Source organism: Pseudoalteromonas sp. SG44-8, from assembly GCF_014164125.1.
GTDB classification, from domain to species: domain Bacteria; phylum Pseudomonadota; class Gammaproteobacteria; order Enterobacterales; family Alteromonadaceae; genus Pseudoalteromonas; species Pseudoalteromonas rhizosphaerae.
This window is the reverse complement of sequence record NZ_JACJEQ010000036.1, coordinates 20445-41260: the sequence shown is the minus strand read 5'-3', so window position 1 is coordinate 41260 and position 20816 is coordinate 20445. Positions and strand designations below refer to the sequence as shown.

Annotated in this window: 25 protein-coding genes; 15 read left to right on the top strand and 10 right to left on the bottom strand. The window is 41.8% G+C overall.

The features are described 5' to 3' along the window. Window positions 1-103 precede the first annotated feature (103 nt). From rpsI to zapE, 3 genes are all read right to left on the bottom strand, one after another. Complete coding sequence (gene rpsI, locus H5163_RS18990) at window positions 104-493, bottom strand: 30S ribosomal protein S9 (protein WP_016710054.1); 390 nt, start codon at window positions 491-493, stop codon at window positions 104-106. A gap of 11 nt (window positions 494-504) precedes the next feature. Next, on the bottom strand, window positions 505-933 hold the full coding sequence (gene rplM, locus H5163_RS18985; protein ID WP_002957960.1) for a 50S ribosomal protein L13: 429 nt from the start codon (window positions 931-933) through the stop codon (window positions 505-507). Window positions 934-1273: 340 nt separating this feature from the next. Continuing rightward, the gene (gene zapE, locus H5163_RS18980; protein WP_145236796.1) at window positions 1274-2362 is read right to left on the bottom strand and encodes a cell division protein ZapE; all 1089 of its coding nucleotides are present in this window, start codon (window positions 2360-2362) and stop codon (window positions 1274-1276) included. Window positions 2363-2512: 150 nt separating this feature from the next. Between zapE and H5163_RS18975 the strand changes: the two genes are divergently transcribed. The 3 genes from H5163_RS18975 to H5163_RS18965 all read left to right on the top strand — a co-directional run bounded on the left by H5163_RS18975 (window position 2513) and on the right by H5163_RS18965 (window position 5699). Beyond that, window positions 2513-2953: a YhcB family protein gene (locus H5163_RS18975; protein ID WP_145236792.1), complete on the top strand. Its 441-nt coding sequence runs from the start codon at window positions 2513-2515 to the stop codon at window positions 2951-2953. A gap of 208 nt (window positions 2954-3161) precedes the next feature. Beyond that, window positions 3162-4514 (top strand): Do family serine endopeptidase, encoded by a 1353-nt coding sequence (locus H5163_RS18970; protein ID WP_182732389.1) that lies wholly within the window; start codon window positions 3162-3164, stop codon window positions 4512-4514. A 102-nt stretch (window positions 4515-4616) separates the two neighbouring features. Beyond that, a complete protein-coding gene (locus tag H5163_RS18965; RefSeq protein ID WP_145236786.1) occupies window positions 4617-5699 on the top strand; it encodes a trypsin-like peptidase domain-containing protein in 1083 nt (360 codons plus the stop codon). A gap of 38 nt (window positions 5700-5737) precedes the next feature. On the opposite strand, the gene murA is transcribed toward H5163_RS18965, so the two are convergent. The 7 genes from murA to mlaF are packed head-to-tail and all read right to left on the bottom strand — an operon-like array spanning window position 5738 to window position 10398. Beyond that, complete coding sequence (gene murA / locus H5163_RS18960) at window positions 5738-6997, bottom strand: UDP-N-acetylglucosamine 1-carboxyvinyltransferase (protein WP_145236783.1); 1260 nt, start codon at window positions 6995-6997, stop codon at window positions 5738-5740. Between the two features lie 13 nt (window positions 6998-7010). Continuing rightward, a complete protein-coding gene (locus H5163_RS18955; RefSeq protein WP_145236780.1) occupies window positions 7011-7268 on the bottom strand; it encodes a BolA family protein in 258 nt (85 codons plus the stop codon). 5 nt (window positions 7269-7273) lie between these two features. Continuing rightward, window positions 7274-7567: a lipid asymmetry maintenance protein MlaB gene (locus H5163_RS18950; protein WP_145236776.1), complete on the bottom strand. Its 294-nt coding sequence runs from the start codon at window positions 7565-7567 to the stop codon at window positions 7274-7276. After that, a complete protein-coding gene (locus tag H5163_RS18945) occupies window positions 7560-8234 on the bottom strand; it encodes a phospholipid-binding protein MlaC (protein ID WP_145236773.1) in 675 nt (224 codons plus the stop codon). The genes H5163_RS18950 and H5163_RS18945 overlap by 8 nt, the downstream gene beginning before the upstream one ends. Before the next feature lie 6 nt (window positions 8235-8240). Beyond that, window positions 8241-8789: an outer membrane lipid asymmetry maintenance protein MlaD gene (gene mlaD, locus H5163_RS18940; RefSeq protein WP_182732388.1), complete on the bottom strand. Its 549-nt coding sequence runs from the start codon at window positions 8787-8789 to the stop codon at window positions 8241-8243. Window positions 8790-8803: 14 nt separating this feature from the next. Continuing rightward, window positions 8804-9583 carry a lipid asymmetry maintenance ABC transporter permease subunit MlaE gene (gene mlaE, locus H5163_RS18935; RefSeq protein WP_145236765.1) on the bottom strand — a complete coding sequence of 260 codons (780 nt, stop codon included), beginning with the start codon at window positions 9581-9583 and terminating at the stop codon, window positions 8804-8806. Continuing rightward, the gene (mlaF, locus tag H5163_RS18930) at window positions 9583-10398 is read right to left on the bottom strand and encodes a phospholipid ABC transporter ATP-binding protein MlaF (RefSeq protein WP_182732390.1); all 816 of its coding nucleotides are present in this window, start codon (window positions 10396-10398) and stop codon (window positions 9583-9585) included. Before mlaF ends, mlaE begins: the two co-directional genes overlap by 1 nt. Window positions 10399-10653: 255 nt before the next feature. On the opposite strand from mlaF, the gene H5163_RS18925 reads away from it, so the two are divergent. The 12 genes from H5163_RS18925 (at window position 10654) to mgtE (ending at window position 20119) form a co-directional block, all read left to right on the top strand. Beyond that, complete coding sequence (locus H5163_RS18925) at window positions 10654-11625, top strand: calcium/sodium antiporter (RefSeq protein ID WP_145236761.1); 972 nt, start codon at window positions 10654-10656, stop codon at window positions 11623-11625. A 25-nt stretch (window positions 11626-11650) separates the two neighbouring features. Then, on the top strand, window positions 11651-12622 hold the full coding sequence (locus H5163_RS18920; protein WP_145236758.1) for a KpsF/GutQ family sugar-phosphate isomerase: 972 nt from the start codon (window positions 11651-11653) through the stop codon (window positions 12620-12622). After that, window positions 12622-13173, top strand: coding sequence for a 3-deoxy-manno-octulosonate-8-phosphatase KdsC (gene kdsC / locus H5163_RS18915; protein ID WP_182735739.1), 552 nt, complete (start codon window positions 12622-12624; stop codon window positions 13171-13173). Before H5163_RS18920 ends, kdsC begins: the two co-directional genes overlap by 1 nt. Beyond that, window positions 13170-13724, top strand: a complete 555-nt coding sequence (gene lptC / locus H5163_RS18910; protein ID WP_145236752.1) for an LPS export ABC transporter periplasmic protein LptC — start codon at window positions 13170-13172, stop codon at window positions 13722-13724. The genes kdsC and lptC overlap by 4 nt, the downstream gene beginning before the upstream one ends. After that, window positions 13714-14247, top strand: coding sequence for a lipopolysaccharide transport periplasmic protein LptA (gene lptA / locus H5163_RS18905; RefSeq protein WP_145236749.1), 534 nt, complete (start codon window positions 13714-13716; stop codon window positions 14245-14247). Before lptC ends, lptA begins: the two co-directional genes overlap by 11 nt. Next, window positions 14244-14969, top strand: a complete 726-nt coding sequence (gene lptB, locus H5163_RS18900) for an LPS export ABC transporter ATP-binding protein (RefSeq protein ID WP_145236746.1) — start codon at window positions 14244-14246, stop codon at window positions 14967-14969. Before lptA ends, lptB begins: the two co-directional genes overlap by 4 nt. A gap of 66 nt (window positions 14970-15035) precedes the next feature. Beyond that, a complete protein-coding gene (locus H5163_RS18895) occupies window positions 15036-16532 on the top strand; it encodes an RNA polymerase factor sigma-54 (protein ID WP_145236743.1) in 1497 nt (498 codons plus the stop codon). A 28-nt stretch (window positions 16533-16560) separates the two neighbouring features. Continuing rightward, window positions 16561-16848, top strand: coding sequence for a ribosome hibernation promoting factor (gene hpf / locus H5163_RS18890; protein WP_145236739.1), 288 nt, complete (start codon window positions 16561-16563; stop codon window positions 16846-16848). Window positions 16849-16852: 4 nt separating this feature from the next. Then, window positions 16853-17305, top strand: a complete 453-nt coding sequence (gene ptsN / locus H5163_RS18885; protein ID WP_145236736.1) for a PTS IIA-like nitrogen regulatory protein PtsN — start codon at window positions 16853-16855, stop codon at window positions 17303-17305. A 187-nt stretch (window positions 17306-17492) separates the two neighbouring features. Further along, window positions 17493-18335 carry an RNase adapter RapZ gene (gene rapZ, locus H5163_RS18880; RefSeq protein ID WP_145236732.1) on the top strand — a complete coding sequence of 281 codons (843 nt, stop codon included), beginning with the start codon at window positions 17493-17495 and terminating at the stop codon, window positions 18333-18335. A gap of 28 nt (window positions 18336-18363) precedes the next feature. Next, window positions 18364-18636 carry an HPr family phosphocarrier protein gene (locus tag H5163_RS18875; protein ID WP_064667815.1) on the top strand — a complete coding sequence of 91 codons (273 nt, stop codon included), beginning with the start codon at window positions 18364-18366 and terminating at the stop codon, window positions 18634-18636. Window positions 18637-18760: 124 nt separating this feature from the next. Next, window positions 18761-20119: a magnesium transporter gene (mgtE, locus tag H5163_RS18870; RefSeq protein ID WP_145236729.1), complete on the top strand. Its 1359-nt coding sequence runs from the start codon at window positions 18761-18763 to the stop codon at window positions 20117-20119. Window positions 20120-20816: the final 697 nt, after the last annotated feature.

Here is a 20816-nt window from a genome sequence, read left to right as displayed (position 1 = left end):
GCTAACTTTACTTTCGCTAACTTTACTTTCGCTAACTTTTATAACTCCAAAAACAAAAAACCCAGCAGAAGCTGGGTTTTTGAAATTCTTGATAACGTAAATATTAACGTTTTGAGAACTGTGGACGCTTACGCGCTTTCTTAAGACCCACTTTCTTACGTTCAACTTTACGTGCATCACGAGTAACGAAACCTGCTTTACGAAGTTGTGGACGTAGTGACTCGTCAAACTCCATAAGTGCACGAGTGATACCGTGACGGATAGCACCAGCTTGACCAGTAGTACCACCACCAGCAACGGTGATGTAAAGATCAAACTTTTCAGTCATATCAACAAGCCCTAAAGCTTGACGAACAACCATGCGTGCTGTTTCGCGACCAAAATACTCTTCTAAAGAGCGATTGTTGATTACGATGTTACCAGTGCCTGGGCGTAAGAATACGCGAGCACTTGAACTTTTACGACGACCTGTACCGTAGTATTGATTTGCCATGTTAGTGCTCCTTAAATGTCTAGAACCTGAGGCTGTTGTGCAGCATGGTTGTGCTCAGTACCTGCGTAAACTTTAAGTTTACGGTACATTGCGCGGCCTAAAGGACCACGTGGCAACATGCCCTTAACAGCCTTCTCGATGATCATTTCAGGCTTTGCAGCTTGAAGTTTATCAAAAGTAGTAGACTTAAGACCACCTGGGAAACCAGAGTGAGCATAGTACACTTTATCTTTGAACTTGTTACCAGTTACAGTAACTTTCTCCGCGTTGATAACGATGATGTAATCACCAGTATCTACGTGTGGAGTGTACTCAGCTTTGTGCTTACCGCGTAGGCGATGAGCGATTTCAGTAGCGATGCGACCTAAAGTTTTACCTTCAGCGTCAACTACGTACCAGTCACGTTTTACTGTTTCTGGTTTAGCAACAAACGTTTTCATTTATAAAAATCCAATGTTTTTCAATTAAAACCACAGGTAATTATTATTAATTACCGCTCTAAATGTTTGCTCCAACCCCTTCGAGTTTAAGACTTTTGCGCCATTCAAAAGAGGCTAATCTAATGAAGGCAATAGAACGCAACGTGGCAGACGCGGGAGTATACCAGCACTTTTATCACATTGCTACTCGACGGTTGTTTTTTCCACAAGAAAATTGTTCTATCAGCTATCAAAACTTTGTCCCTATCAACTTAAGAGTCAAGAAAATATTCTCTTTACCTGACGGCTGACGGCTGACGGCTGACGGCTGACGGCTGACGGCTTATAACTTACAGCTACATTAAACCAAATGCTCTCTTGCTAGGTACTCTAACGACTGCATTTCTTGCAATCGACTAATACAACGTCTGAACTCAAAGTTAAGGTTGCCTTGCGTGTAGAGTTCCGTAATAGGTTTTTCAGCAGAAATAATAAGTGTGACGTGGCGTTCGTAAAACTCATCGACTAACGCAATAAAGCGTCTGGCGGCATCGTCGTTATTTTGGCCAAGCTGTTTTACGTTCGATAAAATAACAGTGTTATATAAACGGCTTATTTCCATATAATCGACTTGGCTACGTGCGGTTTCACACAACTGAGAGAAATCAAACATCACAATACAATCAGCGACCTTACGGGTTTTGATCATTCGCCCTTCGATTTCGATGGGGTGATCGAGTTTCCCCGGCTCTGGAGATAACTTATCAAAATACTCAAACAGATTTTTATCGGCTTGTTCATCTAGTGGGCTATGAAATATCTCTGCTTGCTCTAAAGTACGCAATCGGTAATCAATGCCAGAATCCACATTCACAATCTCAGTGTTTGCATTAACAAGTGCGATTGCAGGCAAAAAGCGAGCACGCTGCAAACCATTTCGATATAACTCATCAGGTATAATGTTAGACGTTGCCACTAACACAATGCCGCGCGCAAATAAGGCTTCCATTAAACCACCAAGCAGCATGGCATCAGTAATGTCTTGCACAAAAAATTCGTCAAAGCAGATAATGTCGGTTTCAGCTTTAAAAATATCAGCCACAACTTCTAAGGGATTAGCAGTTTTGTCTAATTTTTTTAGCTCTTCGTGAACACGGTGCATAAAACGATGAAAATGCACGCGCATCTTGCGTGTTCCCGGCAGCGCCTCATAGAAGGTATCAACCAAATAGGTTTTACCACGCCCTACTCCCCCCCAAAAATACAAACCTTTTATAGGCGCCGTGCTATTTTTATTAAATAGTTTAGAGAACCAGCCTCTAGCTGCGGGCTTTTGTGCTGTTAAGTCATCGAAGAGCCTTTGTAGATGACGTACTGCATTTTCTTGCGCAGCATCGTAAACAAAGTCTTCACGCTGTAAATCTTGTTGGTACTTTTGCCAAGGAGTCATAGATAGTTACAATAAAACACGGTTTAATTTACGCAATATGTTAACACGCATCGTAACTCGGGGTATATTAGCAGCAACAGGATTTATTCTTGAGTACGCAATCTAGGCGTTATTTTATTTTTATGTATTAATTCCCAAAGGGGTAGAATTATGGGTACAGTTACTTGGATCGGCATTATTGTTATTGTGGCAGTAGCTGCATTTTTCCTTGGCGCCTTCGTCACTAAAAAGCAATTTAAGCAAGATGAATTAGAGCAACAAGCAGAACAAGCTAAAAATGCATTAGAGCAATACCGTCAAGATGTTGCAGATCATTTAGCAAGCACTGGTAGACTCGTCAACAAAATGAAAGACAACTACGACCAATTGTTAAATCATGTTGATGAAACTAACAAGCTGCTACTAGCTGATAAAAAACAGCATCCTAACGAACCATTTTTTTCTAAAGAAACGACTGAGCAGCTACAGCGCTCACTAAAGGAACGCCAAAGTGACCGTTCATCGGCACATGCTCAACCTGCTGATTATGTATCAGGTGAATCAGGCTTATTCGCCGGCGAACCAAAAGTAGCCGAGCCGGACAAAGTTTAATTAAGGTTTCAGAAATTTCTAAAGCTTCTTGATGAACTTTTTTTTGACCCCATAGTCTGTTTATAAAGCAGTTTATGTTTTACATGCATTTCAAAACATTCTAAAGAGCGAACCTACTTTAAAATGTTTTGAACTAAATTGATAAAAGGCTGCTTATGCAGCCTTTTTTGTTTGTGCTTTTTCCTGTGATGTGGAGTAAACCCTGACTATGAAAATGAAATTATCGTTAATCAGTGCAGCAATGTTATCTGCCAGTTTATTATTAACCCCTGCAGTATCAATGGCTAAGATGCCTATCGCAGTCAATGGTCAACAATTACCGACGTTAGCGCCGATGCTAGAACAAATAACACCAGGCGTTGTTAGTATCCAAGTCTCCGGTTCAAAGGAAGTCCGTCGTCGCGCTGATCCGCTTGATTTCTTTTTTGGCAATCCGCAACCGCGTAGCCAAAAGCGTGAATTTAGTGGTTTAGGCTCAGGCGTTATTATTGACGCCAAAGAAGGCTATGTCGTTACCAATAACCACGTAGTTCAAGATGCTGAAAAAATGTTGGTTACTCTTGAAGATGGTCGTGAATACGAAGCAACTAAAATCGGTAGCGATAAAGAATCAGACATCGCGTTATTAAAAATTGATGCCGAGGATTTAGTCGCCGTTAAACTGGCAAACTCAGATCAACTACGAGTGGGTGACTTTGCAGTAGCGATTGGTAACCCATTTGGTTTAAGCCATACTGTTACCTCAGGGATTGTTAGTGCACTGGGCCGTAGTGGTTTAAATATTGAAGGTTATGAAGATTTTATTCAAACCGATGCTGCAATTAATCAAGGTAACTCAGGTGGTGCGTTAGTTAACTTAAACGGTGAGCTAATTGGTATTAACACGGCCATTTTAGGTGCATCGGGTGGCAATGTTGGTATCGGCTTTGCGATTCCATCCAATATGATGAAAAATCTCGTTGACCAAATTATTGAACATGGTGAAGTACGCCGTGGCTCACTAGGTATTTCTGGGCGCCCACTGGATGCTGGCCTTGCTAAAGCACAACAGCTTGATGTAAAACAAGGCGCTTATGTTATGCAAGTAATGGATGATTCTGCCGCCAGTGAAGCCGGTATTAAAGCAGGTGACGTAATTATTAGTATTGATGGTAGTGAGATCAGCGGCTTCCATGAACTGCGCAGTAAAATCGCCACGCTAGGTGAAGGCAGAAAGGTAAAATTAGGCATTTATCGTGATGGTAAAGTGCAAACCGTTAAAGTGACCCTTGATGGCGCATCAGCACTAACCGCAGCCGGTGATGAACTACATCCAGCCTTCCAAGGTGCAACACTTGAAAACACCCAAAAGAATGGTAATAAAGGGGTTGAGGTGACAACTGTTGATCCGCGCTCACCAGCGGCTAGAGTAGGCCTTGAAGAAGGCGACGTGGTAATGCAAGTAAACCGTCAGCGTGTTGAAACAATTAGTGACATGAATAAGATCATCGAAAATACTAAAGGTAACATCGTACTTGGAGTACAACGCGGTCGTGAGTCGGTATTTGTTTTAATCCAATAAAATAAATATTAGGTAAATAACATAAATAATAGCAGTGGTACTTGCCGCTGCTATTTTTTTTGTGCCATCATTAGAAGATCGCTCATTAAGAATAAGAAAATTGTGCTGAAATTTTTTAAGTTTGTCCTCCCCCCGCTATTTGCCGGACTCGGTATCGCATTTTTGGTAGTATTTTTTAGCCCAAATATGCGTGCAACGCTGTTACCCAATGTACCCTTACCAAGTGCTATGAGTATTGACCATTTGAGCTTTGCCGATGCAGTACAGCGCGCAGCGCCATCTGTTGTGACAATCATTTCTGAGAGCATTTCAAAGGAACCTCGTTATAAACGGCAAAACACCGTGCAAGAGCTTGGCTCCGGTGTAATCATGTCAAGTGATGGCTATATTCTTACCAACTATCATGTGATCAATAATGCTGATCAAATTATGGTGCTGCTTACTGATGGCCGCCGTTATTTTGATGTTCAGCTCATCGGCTTTGATACCATCACCGACTTAGCACTGTTGAAAATTAACGTGGAGCATTTGCCCGTTATTCCAATTAGTGAGCGTTTTACGCCACGTGTGGGCGATGTGGTACTGGCGATTGGTAATCCGCTTAATTTAGGACAAACAATCACCCAAGGGATCATCAGTGCCACGGGTAAACAAAAAATTACCGATAGTCCTTACAATAGCCTACTACAGATGGATGCGGCAATTAATGTCGGCAATTCAGGTGGCGCGCTAGTAAACTCTAACGGTGACTTGGTTGGGATCACCTCAGCACAATTTAAAACCCGAGAGAACCTCGATATCCAAGGCATATTCTTCGCAGTACCTTACTCATTAGCAAAAGAGGTAATGGATAAACTGATCCGTCATGGCCGTGTTGTACGTGGTTATTTGGGCTTCACCGGTACTGCAGTTGATAGTACGGGTAAAGAAGTTAGCGATAAATTCACCCCTGTTGCGGGCTTGCGTATAACCAATCTAGATCCATTAGGTCCAGCATGGCAAGCTGGTATTAAAGAACAAGATATTGTGATTAAAATTGCCGGTGAAGATGTCACTAACCCGCAAAAAACCTTGACCACAATTGGTAATTCAGAGCCGGGGCATGAAATAGAGTTTGAACTTTATCGAAGCGGAGAAGTACTAAAAGTGATGGTGAAGGTTGCAGAGTTAGAGACTAAACTATAAAACCTAGGCCTAGAAGCTAGGACCTAGGTTCTAGGCTATTAACTACTTCGACGTTTGATGTTAGCACCTAACGCGCTGAGTTTATCTTCAATCCGTTGATAACCACGATCAACGTGGTAAATACGGTCAACAACCGTCTCACCTTGTGCCACAATACCAGTCAAAATTAGGCTCGCTGATGCACGTAAATCAGTTGCCATTACTTGTGCGCCACTCAAACTCTTAGTGTCACCACAAATTGCCGTATTCCCCTCTAAACGAATGTTAGCACCCATGCGTTGTAGTTCTGGTACGTGCATAAAACGGTTTTCAAAAATCGTCTCGGTAATGGTCGCACTGCCATTAGCAACTACATTTAAAGCAGTAAACTGTGCTTGCATATCGGTAGGAAAACCTGGGTGTGGCATGGTTTTGATATTAACGGCTTTAAGCTCACGGCCACGCATATCAAGATAAATACTATCTTTATGTACTTCAATCAACGCATTAGTCGCACGCAATTTTTCAATTACAGGCTCTAAACTATGAAAATCGGTAAGCTTACATAGCACTTCACCACCCGCCATTGCTGCGGCCACTAAAAATGTGCCAGTTTCAATCCGATCTGGCAAGATGCGATGCTCACAACCATGCAGCTTTTCAACCCCCTCAATTTCAATACGGCTAGTGCCTGCACCGCTAATTTTTGCCCCCATTGCTGTTAAGCAAGCAGCTAAATCTATAATCTCTGGTTCACGCGCCGCGTTTTCTAATACGGTTTTGCCATCAGCTAAGGTTGCGGCCATTAATAAATTTTCGGTCGCGCCAACGCTGACCATTTCCATGTAGATTTCAGCACCTTTTAAACGCCCATCTACCTTGGCATTGATATAACCATTTTCAACGCTAATAACAGCGCCCATGCGCTCCAAACCTTGAATATGAATATCAACCGGGCGAGCACCAATTGCACAACCACCAGGAAGCGATACTTGTGCTTGACCAAAACGAGCAACCAATGGACCTAATGCTAATACTGAAGCACGCATTTGTTTGACTAACTCGTAAGGGGCTAATGTTTTATCAACTTTCCCACCATCAATCACGAGCTGTTCGCCGTGCCAGTGTATTTCTGCGCCGAGGGTTTTTAATAATGCTTCAGTAGTGCCGATATCACGCAGGCGAGGAACATTATTAAAGGTACTTTTACCGTCAGCTAATAATGCTGCAAACAAAATAGGTAAAGCGGCATTTTTAGCGCCAGAGATAGTGACTTCACCGGCAAGTCCGGTTCCACCCTGAATTACAAATTGATCCATGAGGAAACCTTTTTTATTGAGGTAAAATGAATTTTTGTTCGCGCTTCCACTCAGTTGGCGTAAATGCACGGATCGAAACTGCGTGAATTGTGCCGTCAGAAATGGTGTTCATCAACGGACCATATACCAGCTGTTGTTTTTTCACTCGGCTTAAACCATCAAAACAATCGCCGACTGCGATAACTTCATAATGACTACCGTTGGCTTTCACATGTACTTCAGCTAATTGCAATGCGTCGCGCAATAAGGTTTCGACTTGGCTTGTTTCCATAACTCTCACTCAAATAGGTTGGTAACCTGTCCCAACTGCATCAACTTTTGCAGTTGTTCAGGAATATTTTGCAATTCAAGGTGAATACCTTGCTGCTTTAATTCTGCGAAAGAGTGAATTAACCAAGCTAAGCCCGCCGTGTCAACCCTAGACACCTCAGAAAGGTCAAAATACCAGTTTTTATGGTTACTTTGTGAGTTTTTATTCAGAAGTCGTTCAGCGGAAATTGAATTTCGAGTCAATTCACCACTGACTCGATAGTGCTGTTCGTCAAGCTGAGTAACCGTTACTTTACTCATTACCGCCGTCACCTCTAAATTGCACTGGCAACTTACTTTTCTGTTCAAGTAGGTCACTTACATGGTTAATACCTTGCTGGCGCAAAATGCCTTGAAATTCACTTTGCTTGGCATCTAATAAACTAATGCCTTCGGCAACCATGTCATAAGCACGCCATTCGCCATCGCGATCTTCACGTACTTTAAAATCAATTTTAATTTCCGGCTTGCCTGGCTCGACAATTTTGGTTTTCACTAATACTAGGTCTTGTCCTGTAAACTCTTTGCTTGCACCAAACTCTACTTTTTGGTTGGTGTATTGCGTAAACACACCAGCATAAGTAGCGATTAAGTATTCTTGAAACACATCAATAAAGTGTTTAATATCCTCAACTGCTTGTTTTTGCTCGGCAGGATCTTTAATCGCACGTACTTTTGATACATGACTTCCTAATACACGCAGTGCAGCATATTTATAATCAATGTAAGGCATCAACTCTTCTTTGACAATAACCCGTAGGTGCTCCTTATCTTTTTCGATTAAAGGCTGGTCACGAGTAATACGTTGAAAAGTATTATCAGATACTTGGCGGACCATTTTATATGGGTCTGTTAAATTGACCGCATCGCTTGCTACGCTAATGGCACTGAAAGTCAGCGCAACTACCATTAAAAATTTCTTAAACATAATTACTTACTCGCCGCCTTGATTGAATAAAAATTGCCCGATTAACTCTTCAAGCACCAATGCTGATTTCGTGTCAGTGATATAGTCGCCATCATTTAAGGCTTTGCTCTCAACACCAAATAACTCGTCTAACCCTAAGTTTTTATCATCACTCGTTACCGCAACACCTAAACACGCTTGTTCAGCTGATTTTGGGGCAATAACAGGGTTAATCCCCAAGTATTGCTCACCGAGAATGCCTGATGTCAGGATTGAAACTGAGCTGGTATCTGAAAAACGACATTGATATTGCGCATCAATCGTCATATCAACAACTGGCACAAATTCTTGTGGGTGAATTGAAATTCCCTCAACTCGACCAACCACTACACCACCTACTTTAATCGGCGCACGTGTTTTTAATGAACCAATGTTTTCAAACTTGGCTTTCAATAAGTAGGTTTCGCCGTTGCCGCTGATCCCTGCATTGGCAACTTTTAACGCCAACATAGCAAAAGCTGCTATGCCTAGCGCAACAAAAAAACCAACTAAAATTTCTAATTTCCGTGAATTCATTATCTATACCTTTATTAGCTAGTAAACATTACCGCTGTCAAAATAAAATCAAACCCTAAAACAGCCAAAGATGAGTGTACAACTGTCTCTGTTGTTGCTTTACTGATCCCTTCAGAGGTCGGTATACAATCGTAGCCTTTATAAAGCGCAATCCATGTAACCACGATGGCAAATACAAAACTCTTGATCATGCCATTTAAAATATCTTGCTGGAATGACACTTGTGACTGCATGATTGACCAAAAACTCCCCGTATCAACACCCAACCAATCAACCCCCACTAAATGAGCACCAATAATTGCAACTGCTGAAAATATCAACGCCAGTAATGGCATACTGATAAAGCCCGCCCAAAAGCGTGGCGCGATAATACGTTTAAGAGGGTCAATAGCCATCATTTCAAGACTTGATAACTGCTCAGTCGCTTTCATTAAACCTATTTCTGCGGTTAATGCACTACCAGCTCGCCCGGCAAACAATAATGCAGTAACAACAGGGCCTAACTCTCTAAGTAAACTCAATGCTACTAATGGGCCTAAGCTATCCTCTGCACCATAACCAACTAGTACGGTGTAGCCTTGCAACGCCAACACCATACCAATGAATAAGCCCGACACCATGATAATCAATAGTGACTGCGAGCCGACCATATATAATTGCCGTATTAAAAGCGGCGTGCCTTTTCTAAAATTAGGCAAACTCCACAACGCACCTATCAACATCTGAGTAGAGCGACCAAGTGCAGCAAACCGTCCTAACGTTTTATGACCTAGCATTTGCAAAAAATCAAACATCAGCGGCGCCCTCCCAGTAATTCTTCTTGATAAGGTTGAGCAGGAAAATGAAACGGCACTGGGCCATCAGATAATCCTTTTAAGAACTGCTGAACTAGGGCCGATTCATGATTACGCATTTCATCCGGTGTACCGCTACCAATAACGCCTTGATCGGCAATAATGATAACGTGATCGGCAATACTCATTACTTCTGTTACATCGTGAGTTACGATTAATGATGATAACCCAAGCACTTGATTAAGCGACTTAATCAACTTAACCAACACACCCATGGAGATAGGGTCTTGGCCTGCAAATGGCTCATCATACATAATTAATTCAGGATCAAGCGCGATTGAACGCGCTAATGCAGCACGACGTGCCATACCACCTGACAGCTCAGAAGGCATTAGATCTTGTGCGCCACGCAAGCCAACAGCTTGTAATTTCATTAGCACCACAAGGCGAATTAAATCTTCACTTAGACGAGTGTGCTCACGCAGCGGAAAAGCGATATTGTCAAACACTGACATATCGGTAAATAATGCGCCGCTTTGAAACAACATACTCATTTTGGTTCGCGCCGCATAAAGCTCTTTGCGCGACATGGTAGGAATGTTATTACCTTCGAATAAAATAGTGCCGCTATCTGGTTTTAATTGGCCACCAATTAAACGCAACATGGTGGTTTTACCAATTCCGCTTGGCCCCATAATTGCCGTAATTTTTCCTTTAGGGACACTAAAGCTCATATTTTTATATATACAGCGATTGCCCCTAGAAAAGCTTACATCCTTGATTTCTACTATTGGTTGCGACAAGTCGCTCTCCATTACTATTTTCACTAGTTCACCTATTTTAAGCGTTTTTACACCAAGATGGAAAAAACAAATCGTAAAATTTTGTAATATTCTATGTAATAGCGCTGCAAAGCTTACAGCCGTTGGCTTAACCGTCGCTTAAATAATTTTTCTCAGTCCAAATCAGTCCATAATCTAACAAGCTTCGCAGATTCTTTTATTTATACTTTCAGGTTGGCTTTTGTTACTATTTGCAGCCATCTCATTTTGAATAATTGGCGTAACGTAATGGTGACTTCTTTTGTCATTTTAATTCTCGGATTTGCAGCTCTCGTTTGGAGTGCAGATCGCTTTGTATATGGTGCTGCGGCACTGGCAAAAAATTTCGGTGTTCCTACTCTTATTGTTGGTTTAACAGTTGTTGCTATGGGCTCGTCAGCCCCTGAAATGATGGTCTCAGCATCAGCTGCGCTTGCAGGTAAAACTGACACTGCCGTGGGTAATGCCGTTGGCTCAAATATCACTAATATTTTACTTGTTTTAGGTATTACCGCGCTATTGCGCCCACTATCAGTATCATCAATGACATTAAAACGCGAAATGCCGCTTGTGCTGCTAGTGTCAATCGCCGCCTGGTATATATTTTCGGATAACTACTTTTCATTTGCTGAGGGCGTTGCATTAATCATAGGCTTTGTGGTCTTTATTGCGGGCTTAGTTATTATTTCTATTCGCGCTAAAAACCAAGCTGATGACCCATTTGTAAGTGAAGCCTGTGAAGACGTACCAGATAACGTGCCCACCAAATCGGCTTTATTTTGGTTAATTATTGGTATGATATTACTGCCTGTGAGCTCACATTTTTTAGTTGGCTCAGCAGTTGATATAGCCAAATATTTTGGCCTAAGTGATTTAGTAATAGGGTTAACCATTATTGCTATTGGCACCAGTCTGCCTGAGCTGGCAGCCTGTATTGCTGGGGTATTAAAAAACGAAGATGATTTAGCACTGGGTAATATTGTTGGCTCAAATATCTTTAACATTTTAGCTGTGTTGCCACTGGCTGGGATTATCAACCCTTCAATTATTGACCCTTCAGCTGCAAACCGTGATGCCTTAATTATGATTGGTGCCACCATAGCCCTTATAGCTATGTCCTTGAGCTTTAAAGGTACAAGACGCATTAATAGAGTTGAAGGTGGCCTGTTATTGGTCGCATTTTTAGCATATCAGAGTTATATTTTTAGCCAAGTTGCTTAATGCTACCCACAAAATGGATAACACAATGACGCAGTTAAATTTTATTGAACAAGGTAAGCGGGTGCTAGAAATAGAGCGCCAAGCACTGCTTGATATAACCCAATATCTAGACGAAAACTTTAATCAAGCTTGCCAATTGATGTATCAATGTCACGGAAGGATCATAGTAGTCGGTATGGGGAAATCTGGGCATATTGGTAATAAAATTGCTGCAACACTGGCAAGCACTGGCACGCCTGCGTTTTTTGTCCATCCGGGTGAAGCAAGTCATGGTGATTTAGGGATGATCACTCGTGATGACGTGGTTATGCTTATTTCTAACTCAGGCGAAACCAGCGAAGTACTGAATATTATTCCGGTTATTAAACGTATTGGCGCAAAAATGATCGCCATGACAGGTAACCCTGAATCATCAATGGCAAATTGGGCTGATGCTCATGTATGCATCAAAGTAAGTCAAGAGGCCTGCCCATTAGGACTCGCCCCGACTGCGAGCACGACGGCAACGCTTGCGATGGGTGATGCAATAGCCGTTGCTCTGTTAGAAACCCGAGGCTTTACTGCCGATGACTTTGCGCTATCGCATCCTGGGGGAAGCTTAGGCAAACGTTTACTATTGTGTTTAAAAGATATTATGCACAGTGGCCCAGCAACGCCTATGATCAATGACAAGCAATGTATCAAAGATGCATTAATCGAAATGTCGGCCAAGGGCTTAGGTATGACGGCCATTGTTGACGACACAGGGCAACTTGCAGGGCTTTTTACTGACGGTGATTTACGCCGAATTTTAGAGCAACGAATAGATATTCATAGCACTTTGATCAGCACTGTCATGACCCGCTCTTGCACTACAGCAACCGCGGATATGCTTGCCGCCGAGGCACTCAATATTATGGAGAATAAGCGTATCAATGGCTTAATTGTAGTTGATGATAAACACCACCCTATTGGTGCTCTTAATATGCAAGATTTGCTCAAAGCAGGAGTTTTATAATGCAGTTTGCTGACTTATATCAGCCACTTTCAGATGATGCGAGCGAGCGAGCACAAAAAATCAAACTCCTGATCTGTGATATCGATGGGGTGTTTTCAGATGGCCGCATTTATCTTGGCAATCAAGGTGAAGAACTCAAAGCGTTTAATACTAAAGATGGTTTTGGTATCAAAGCACTGATCAATAGCGGTTTTGAAGTTGCCGTGATCACCGGTCGTCATTCACAGATAGTTCAGCAACGGATGACTAGCCTGACAGTACCGCATATTTACCAAGGTCAAGAAAACAAGTTGCAAGCTTATCAACAGGTCAAAGATAAATTGCAGTTAAGCGATGAACAAATCGCTTACATAGGCGATGACGGACCTGACTTGCCGGTAATGGAATTAGTTGGTTTTGCGGTGGCAGTAAATGATGCTCACCCTTTGATCAAGCGAGTTTCACATTATACAACCATGCTCCCTGGTGGTTTTGGAGCGGTGCGTGAACTCACTGATTTATTAATGCTCGAAAATGGTAAATCATTAACCAGCGAAGGCACAAGCTCATGAATAGTGCGCGTTTAATATTATGCGTATTATTTGTCGGCTGTATGGTATGGCTGTGGTATCCGTATTTTTATCAAAGCACTGCCATAAAACAAAACCAAGAAGATATAATAGCAAAACCTGATTATACTGCGGTGGCATTAAAACAAACCGCGTTTGATGAACAAGGTAAAATTAGCCACAAAGTAACAGCTGCAAAAATGGAACTTTACCAACAGTTAGGGTTTACTTACTTTGAACAACCTATTTTTACACTCTATAATCAACAGCAAACGTGGCAAATTAATGCCGATGAAGCCACCCTATATGAAAATCATCAATTAATTTTAGAAGGTAATGTGGTTGCTAAAAACCTGACCAATAATGCCATGATTGAACATATAAACGCAGATAATATTCAGGTTGATATTGAACTACAAACCATGAGTTCAGAACAACCAGTTGAATTAATCGGACCAAATTTAAAGATCACTGGGCGCGGCCTCCATGCCGACTTAAAAGCCGAAGTGGTAGAACTAATTAACCATACGCGAACCATATATTATGACCAATAAATTTGCTCACTTGCTTGTGATACCAAGCTTATTCATTGCCTTTGCAAGCTTTGCTGAAAATACGGCACCACCTGCGGATCAAGTCTCTATCAGTGCTGAAAAGCAGCTTGCCCAACTGAAAGATAATATCGGTATTTTTGAAAAAAATGTTGAAATCATTCATGGTAACCGCCGTATCAAAGCGGATCGACTTGAAGTCCATAAGCGCGAAGATTTAGGCAATAACAAACAATTGCTTGTTGCAACTGGTAACCCTGCTTACTTTGAAGAAAAACAAACTGATGGCACAATAATGAGCGCCAGTGCTGATGAAGTCCGTTACGATGTCGCCAAGCGCTATTTAACTTTAATTGGTAATGCACAAGTCACTCAAGCAGGTCAAAAAATTAATGCCAAAAGCATTACCTATGATATGGACCAACAGCTGATCAGTGCTGAAAAAGGCGCAAGCTCAAACGATCGCGTACACACTATTTTGGTACCTGTTGACAGTAAAAAAGACAAACCTAAAGGGCAGCCATGAGTATATTAAAAGCTGAATTTTTAGCAAAAAGCTATAAAGGTCGCCAAGTTGTAAAAAGCGTGGGTTTAGAAGTTAGCGCAGGCAGCATTGTTGGCTTACTGGGTCCTAATGGCGCAGGTAAAACCACCACTTTTTATATGATTGTGGGTTTAGTACCTAGCGACAAAGGTAAAATAAGTATTGATGATAATGACATCACTTTACTGCCAATGCACAGTCGCGCACGGTTAGGGATTGGCTACTTACCACAAGAATCATCCATCTTTCGTAAGTTAACTGTTTATCAAAACCTGATGGCTATTTTAGAAACTCGTAAAGAGCTGAATAAACAAGCCAGAGAAGAAGCACTAGACAGCTTACTTGATGAGTTTAGCATTCAACATATTCGCGACAGCCAAGGTATGGCATTATCTGGTGGTGAACGTCGTCGAGTTGAAATTGCACGCGCTTTAGCCGCAAATCCAAAATTTATCTTACTTGATGAGCCTTTTGCTGGCGTTGATCCTATTTCAGTGTTAGATATAAAGAAGATTATTGAACACCTTAAAAACCGTGGTATTGGCGTACTTATTACCGACCACAATGTACGAGAAACCCTTGATGTTTGTGAAAAAGCCTACATAGTTTCTCATGGGGAGTTAATTGCATCAGGTACCCCTGAGCATGTACTTGCCGACCAAACAGTCCGCGATGTTTACCTGGGCGAGCAATTTAGGCTATAAAGCCACGCTCGGCTAAGTATCTGCTAGACTTAACGATGATAACAATAAAAGGATTGTTAGAGATACATGAGGCAATCACTCCAGCTGCGCATGGGCCAGCAACTTACAATGACACCACAGCTGCAACAAGCAATTCGCTTATTGCAACTCAGTACATTGGATCTCCAGCAAGAAATTCAAGAAGCACTCGACAGCAATCCATTGTTAGAGCTAGAAGAGCATGAATATTCAGACGACACGGCTGGTAAAAACGAACAAAAACAAGACAACGATGACTTAACTGTTAGTGCATCAGCAGACGACAAGCCCAGCGAATATGAACAAGAAAGTAGCGAAGCATTAAGTAAAGAGACTTTAAGTGACGAAATGGCTATGGACGTCACCTGGGACGAATACATGAGTGCTGCGCCAAATACGTCATCCGGCCCAATGCCTGAAGATGAGTCAATTTATCAAGGTGCTTCAACTGAAACCCTGCACGAATATCTGATGTGGCAATTACAGCTCACACCTTTTAGTCCAACCGATGAAGCTATTGCCATTGCGATTGTTGAAGCTGTTGACGATTCAGGTATTTTAACCTTGAGCTGCGAAGACATCGCAGAGAGCTTAAATCAAGGTAATAACGAAGAAGAAATCGAACTAGACGAAGTGCAAGCAGTGTTAAAACGCATTCAGTTATTTGACCCTGTTGGTATTGCTGCGCGCAGCCTACAAGAATGTTTATGTATTCAATTAAATCAATTTGATCCTGCAACTCCTTGGATTAGCGAGACTAAAATGATTTTAACTGATCATATCGATTTATTAGCTAGTCGTGACTATCGCACTTTGATGAAAAAGACTAAGCTTAAAGAAGATGAGCTGAAAGAAGTAATGACATTGATCCACAGCCTTAATCCAAAGCCTGCGGATACTATAGTACGCGAAGAATCAGAGTATGTTATACCTGATGTTTCGGTGAAAAAAATTAAAGGTCGCTGGGTGGTTGAACTTAATCCAGACAGCATGCCAAAAATTAGAGTGAACAGCCAATATGCGGCAATGTCACGCTCAGTAAAATCAAGCACTGACAGCCAATTTATACGTTCGCATTTGCAAGAAGCTAAATGGTTTATTAAAAGCCTAGAAAGTCGTAACGAGACGTTACTCAAAGTAACTAACTGCATTGTAAAACAACAGCAGGGATTCTTTGAGCATGGCCCTGAAGCAATGCGACCTATGGTACTAAACGACGTTGCTGAAATGGTTGAGATGCACGAATCAACAATCTCTCGCGTAACGACACAAAAGTACATGCATACCCCCCGTGGTATTTTTGAGTTAAAGTATTTTTTCTCAAGTCATGTAAGCACTGAGAACGGCGGCGAATGCTCTTCGACAGCTATTCGAGCATTGATCAGAAAATTGATCAGTGCAGAAAACTCAGCGAAACCATTGAGTGATAGTAAGATTGCAGATATATTGGCAGAGCAAGGTATCAAAGTAGCTAGACGGACTATTGCAAAATACCGCGAGTCGCTGGCTATTCCACCGTCAAATCAACGTAAAAGTTTGATTTAAGGCGTAAAATCACAAGAGGAAAATGCTTATGCAACTAAATTTAACTGGTCGTCACGTAGAAATTACTGATTCATTAAGAGACTATGTAAACAATAAGTTTGCCAAGCTTGAAAGGCATTTTGATCATATCAATAATGTCCATGTTATTCTTGATGTAGAAAAACTAAGCCAAAAAGCAGAGGCCACATTACATGTCAGTGGCGCTGAATTATTTGCCTCGACTGAGCACCAAGACATGTATGCAGCTATTGACGGACTAATCGATAAACTTGATCGTCAAGTAATTAAACACAAAGAGAAGCACGCTCGACACTAACACTATGAAATTAAGCTCACTTATTTGTCAGGACTGCAGTAAAGCTGCGGTCCTTTTTAATAGCAAAAAACGGATCATTGAATTTATAAGCCAATTGGCTCATGAACAGCTCCCTCAGCTATCACAACAAGAAATCCTCAACGCACTACTGTCGAGAGAAAAACTAGGTAGTACGGGTATTGGTCGTGGTATTGCTATCCCTCATGGCCGTATGAGTGGTGTTGAAAACCCGCTAGCAATAATTTTAGTGAGTGAATCACCGGTTGATTTTGATGCGATTGATAATCGCCCAGTTGATATATTTGTAGCCCTCATCGTACCAGATGGTGACAGCCAACTTCATTTGAAGACGTTAGCCACAATTGCTGATAAACTCAATAACAAAGATTTTTGTAAACAACTACGTAGCGCAAAAACAGACCAAGATTTGTATCATGTAATTGCAGCTCAATCGTAGTCATACCAATTGTATTGTATTGAATTAGAGAGTAATTATTGCAACAGGAAAATAGCTCTAGAACAAGGTGGAAATTATTTATATAGTTGTTCTATATAAATAATTTTAAACAAAGTTAGTGGGTTATTTAACAAGCAAGAATGAGCATGTTTTTAATAAAATTGGTATTAAATGAAGGAGAATTTACATGGAGTTAATCATCATCAGTGGGCGTTCTGGCTCAGGTAAATCTGTTGCTTTACGTGTAGTAGAAGATCTTGGCTATTATTGTGTAGATAATATTCCAGTTAACTTATTACCGTCATTAGTACGCAGTGTCTCTGATAATTACGACAAAATTGCCGTCAGTATCGATGTTCGTAATTTACCGAAAGAGCAGGAAGAATTTAACGACATTCTTGAATACTTGCCTGGTTTTGCAAATCCGACGCTATTTTATTTAGACAGTGATGATCAAACCCTGATCAAACGCTTTTCTGAAACCCGCCGCTTACACCCATTATCTTTGGATTCTTTGCCACTGGATTTAGCCATCAAGCAAGAAAAAGTGTTGCTTGATGTATTAACTACTCGTGCTGATTTCATGCTTGATACCACAGATCTCAGTGTCCACCAGCTTGCTGAGTCAATCCGTGAAAAGATTTTAGGGAAAAAAGATAAAAAACTAATCATCACCTTTGAATCATTTGGTTTTAAGCATGGTATTCCAAAAGAAGCCGATTATGTATTTGATGCACGTTTTTTACCTAATCCACACTGGGAGCCTGAGTTAAAACCGCTCACAGGCCTGGATCAACCAGTAAAAGATTATTTAGCCAGTCACAGTATCGTGCAAAAATTCACTTGGCAGATCCAAACCTTTGTACAAACTTGGTTACCGCACTTAGAACGTAATAACCGCAGTTACTTAACAATTGCTATTGGTTGCACCGGTGGTCAACATCGCTCAGTTTATCTAGCGCAAACTATAGGTGAAAGCTTCTCGATGAGCCACAGTAATGTGAAAATTCGCCATCGTGAACAAGAATAACAACTCACGTTTACAGTAAGGAATGTTGATGCGCTTAGAAGATACATTTTTAATAAAAAACAAACTCGGTTTACATGCTCGCGCAGCCAGCGTATTAGCGCAATTAGCTGTGCAGTTTGATGCCAGCATCACACTTCATCAAGATGACAAACAAGCCGCAGGCGACAGCGTACTGGGCTTAATGCTATTAGAAAGTAGCCAAGGCAAAGAAGTTAAAGTTGTATGTGAGGGCCCGGACGCTGAACCTGCTCTTGCAGCAATTGGTGAGTTGATCGCACAACGCTTTAACGAACAAGAATAGCTCGTAGTCAGTACCACTAAATTGCGTTAAACTGAATAAAGTCGTTAATTAAACAGACCAAGCGCGTTAATTATCGACAACAGTTACCCTACCTATCAAGTGTATTAATTTTTTAAGGACGCCAATGCCAGAAGCTTTTGAACAAGATTACCCACTACAACAACTAAAACAAGTGACCAAGTCACTTAACAGTGGTCAATTTGTTCAAGTAAGGCGTATGTTGGCAAAAACAGCTCCGTGTGACACCGCATTATTACTCGAGTCATCCCCGCATAAGATTCGTACCTTATTATGGCAACTGGTTGATCCAGATGTACAAGGTGACGTACTTGAAGAACTCTCAGAAGATGTTCGTTTAGGGATCATTGCCCAAATGGAGCCGAAGCACATCGCTGCGGCAACTGAGGACATGAGTCACGATGATCTAGGGGAAGTACTACGTAGCCTACCTGATACCGTCTACAAAGACGTTGTTAGTGCCATGGACAGCCAAGATCGAGAACGTGCAACTCAAGCACTCTCTTATCAAGAGCGCTCTGCTGGCGCGCTGATGAACACAGATACAGTGACCATCCGCCCTGATGTCACTATCGACGTAGTACTGCGCTACTTACGTTTACGTGGTGAGCTACCAGAAGGTACCGATGATCTTTATGTTGTTGATAAACATAACTGCTTTATAGGTGCCATGTCGTTAACGACCTTGTTGACTAACTCGCCAGATAAAATCATTCGCGACTTAATGGATGAAGATTGTGAATCTATCCTCATTTCGATGGATGAAACCGATGTAGCACAACTGTTTGAACGTCATAACTGGATATCAGCACCAGTGGTTGATGATAATGACCATCTACTTGGCCGTATCACCATCGATGATATCGTTGACGTTATCCGTGAAGACGCCGAGCATAGCTTATTAAGCCTAGCCGGTCTTGATGATGAAGAAGATACCTTTGCTCCGGTGTTAAAAAGTTCGAAAAAGCGCTCAATTTGGCTTGGCGTTAACTTGTTAACCGCGCTACTTGCTGCGATTGTGGCAAGCTTCTTTGAAAACACTTTAGCAATTTTACCTATTCTAGCAGTACTCAACGGTATAGTGCCATCCATGGGTGGTGTTGCGGGCAGCCAAACATTAACACTCGTAATACGTGGTATTGCAGTGGGTCATATCAACCAAACTAACCAACGCTTTTTACTGATCAAAGAGCTTGCAATCGGCGCAATAAACGGAATTGTTTGGTCTATTTTAATTGCCGGTGTTGTTGCTATTTGGCAATGGGACTTTAAGCTTGGCGGCGTACTCGCCTTTGCCATGTTTATGAACTTAGTAGCCGCAGGTATCGCCGGTGCCAGTATTCCGCTGCTATTGAAAAAAATGAAAATTGATCCTGCATTAGCTGGCAGCGTGGTACTGACAACCGTAACCGATATTGTAGGTATATTCGCCTTCCTAGGCACTGCGACATGGTTGTTGGTGTAGTTAAAAATTAGTTAAAGGTGGTCGGTTCAAGATTAAAAAATTGACCCGTCGTAGGCGCGAGTTTACCTCGCGCATCTCTTAGCGTTACATCAACCTCACCCGCCAACTTAGGCAATCGCTTTAGCCATGAATGTTATCAACCGCGCGGCATAAAGCCCCGCCTACGATAAACCCAAAACGTTAACACCCGTAGGCGTTGGGCTTGCTGACGCACAAACTCCGAGCCACATTTAAAACGCGGTGGCAAGCCACTCGCCTACAAGTAAGTAATAAACATCAAAGTAAATTTAACACCGAGATAAACGTTAACACCTCTAGGCGTTAAGCTTGCTGACGCACAAACACCAGAGCACATTTCAAAACGCGGTGGCAAGCCACTCGCCTACAGTGAGTAATTAAACACTGAGATTAACGTTAACACCGTAGGCGTTAAGCTTGCTGACGCAAAAACACCAGAGCACATTTCAAAACGCGGCGGCAAGCCACTCGCCTACAAGTAATTTAACACCGAGATAAACGTTAAAACCCGTAGGCGTTGAGCTTGCTGGCGCACAAACACCAGAGTACATTTCAAAACGCGGTGGCAAGCCACTCGCCTACAAGTAAGTAATAAACATCAAAGTAAATTTAACACCGAGATAAACGTTAACACCTCTAGGCGTTAAGCTTGCTGACGCACAAACACCAGAGCACATTT

Bases quoted from the DNA above. Each gene is read 5' to 3' on its own strand.
- lptB (WP_145236746.1), top strand. From the start codon at position 14,244: ATGAGTATATTAAAAGCTGAATTTTTAGCAAAAAGCTATAAAGGTCGC.
- lptC (WP_145236752.1), top strand. From the start codon at position 13,170: ATGAATAGTGCGCGTTTAATATTATGCGTATTATTTGTCGGCTGTATG.
- H5163_RS18920 (WP_145236758.1), top strand. From the start codon at position 11,651: ATGACGCAGTTAAATTTTATTGAACAAGGTAAGCGGGTGCTAGAAATA.
- ptsN (WP_145236736.1), top strand. From the start codon at position 16,853: ATGAAATTAAGCTCACTTATTTGTCAGGACTGCAGTAAAGCTGCGGTC.
- mlaD (WP_182732388.1), bottom strand. From the start codon at position 8,789: ATGAATTCACGGAAATTAGAAATTTTAGTTGGTTTTTTTGTTGCGCTA.
- lptA (WP_145236749.1), top strand. From the start codon at position 13,714: ATGACCAATAAATTTGCTCACTTGCTTGTGATACCAAGCTTATTCATT.
- hpf (WP_145236739.1), top strand. From the start codon at position 16,561: ATGCAACTAAATTTAACTGGTCGTCACGTAGAAATTACTGATTCATTA.
- mlaE (WP_145236765.1), bottom strand. From the start codon at position 9,583: ATGTTTGATTTTTTGCAAATGCTAGGTCATAAAACGTTAGGACGGTTT.
- H5163_RS18950 (WP_145236776.1), bottom strand. From the start codon at position 7,567: ATGAGTAAAGTAACGGTTACTCAGCTTGACGAACAGCACTATCGAGTC.
- H5163_RS18955 (WP_145236780.1), bottom strand. From the start codon at position 7,268: ATGGAAACAAGCCAAGTCGAAACCTTATTGCGCGACGCATTGCAATTA.
- rapZ (WP_145236732.1), top strand. From the start codon at position 17,493: ATGGAGTTAATCATCATCAGTGGGCGTTCTGGCTCAGGTAAATCTGTT.
- zapE (WP_145236796.1), bottom strand. From the start codon at position 2,362: ATGACTCCTTGGCAAAAGTACCAACAAGATTTACAGCGTGAAGACTTT.
- kdsC (WP_182735739.1), top strand. From the start codon at position 12,622: ATGCAGTTTGCTGACTTATATCAGCCACTTTCAGATGATGCGAGCGAG.
- rplM (WP_002957960.1), bottom strand. From the start codon at position 933: ATGAAAACGTTTGTTGCTAAACCAGAAACAGTAAAACGTGACTGGTAC.
- H5163_RS18975 (WP_145236792.1), top strand. From the start codon at position 2,513: ATGGGTACAGTTACTTGGATCGGCATTATTGTTATTGTGGCAGTAGCT.
- H5163_RS18875 (WP_064667815.1), top strand. From the start codon at position 18,364: ATGCGCTTAGAAGATACATTTTTAATAAAAAACAAACTCGGTTTACAT.
- murA (WP_145236783.1), bottom strand. From the start codon at position 6,997: ATGGATCAATTTGTAATTCAGGGTGGAACCGGACTTGCCGGTGAAGTC.
- H5163_RS18945 (WP_145236773.1), bottom strand. From the start codon at position 8,234: ATGTTTAAGAAATTTTTAATGGTAGTTGCGCTGACTTTCAGTGCCATT.
- H5163_RS18925 (WP_145236761.1), top strand. From the start codon at position 10,654: ATGGTGACTTCTTTTGTCATTTTAATTCTCGGATTTGCAGCTCTCGTT.
- rpsI (WP_016710054.1), bottom strand. From the start codon at position 493: ATGGCAAATCAATACTACGGTACAGGTCGTCGTAAAAGTTCAAGTGCT.
- mlaF (WP_182732390.1), bottom strand. From the start codon at position 10,398: ATGGAGAGCGACTTGTCGCAACCAATAGTAGAAATCAAGGATGTAAGC.
- mgtE (WP_145236729.1), top strand. From the start codon at position 18,761: ATGCCAGAAGCTTTTGAACAAGATTACCCACTACAACAACTAAAACAA.
- H5163_RS18895 (WP_145236743.1), top strand. From the start codon at position 15,036: ATGAGGCAATCACTCCAGCTGCGCATGGGCCAGCAACTTACAATGACA.
- H5163_RS18970 (WP_182732389.1), top strand. From the start codon at position 3,162: ATGAAAATGAAATTATCGTTAATCAGTGCAGCAATGTTATCTGCCAGT.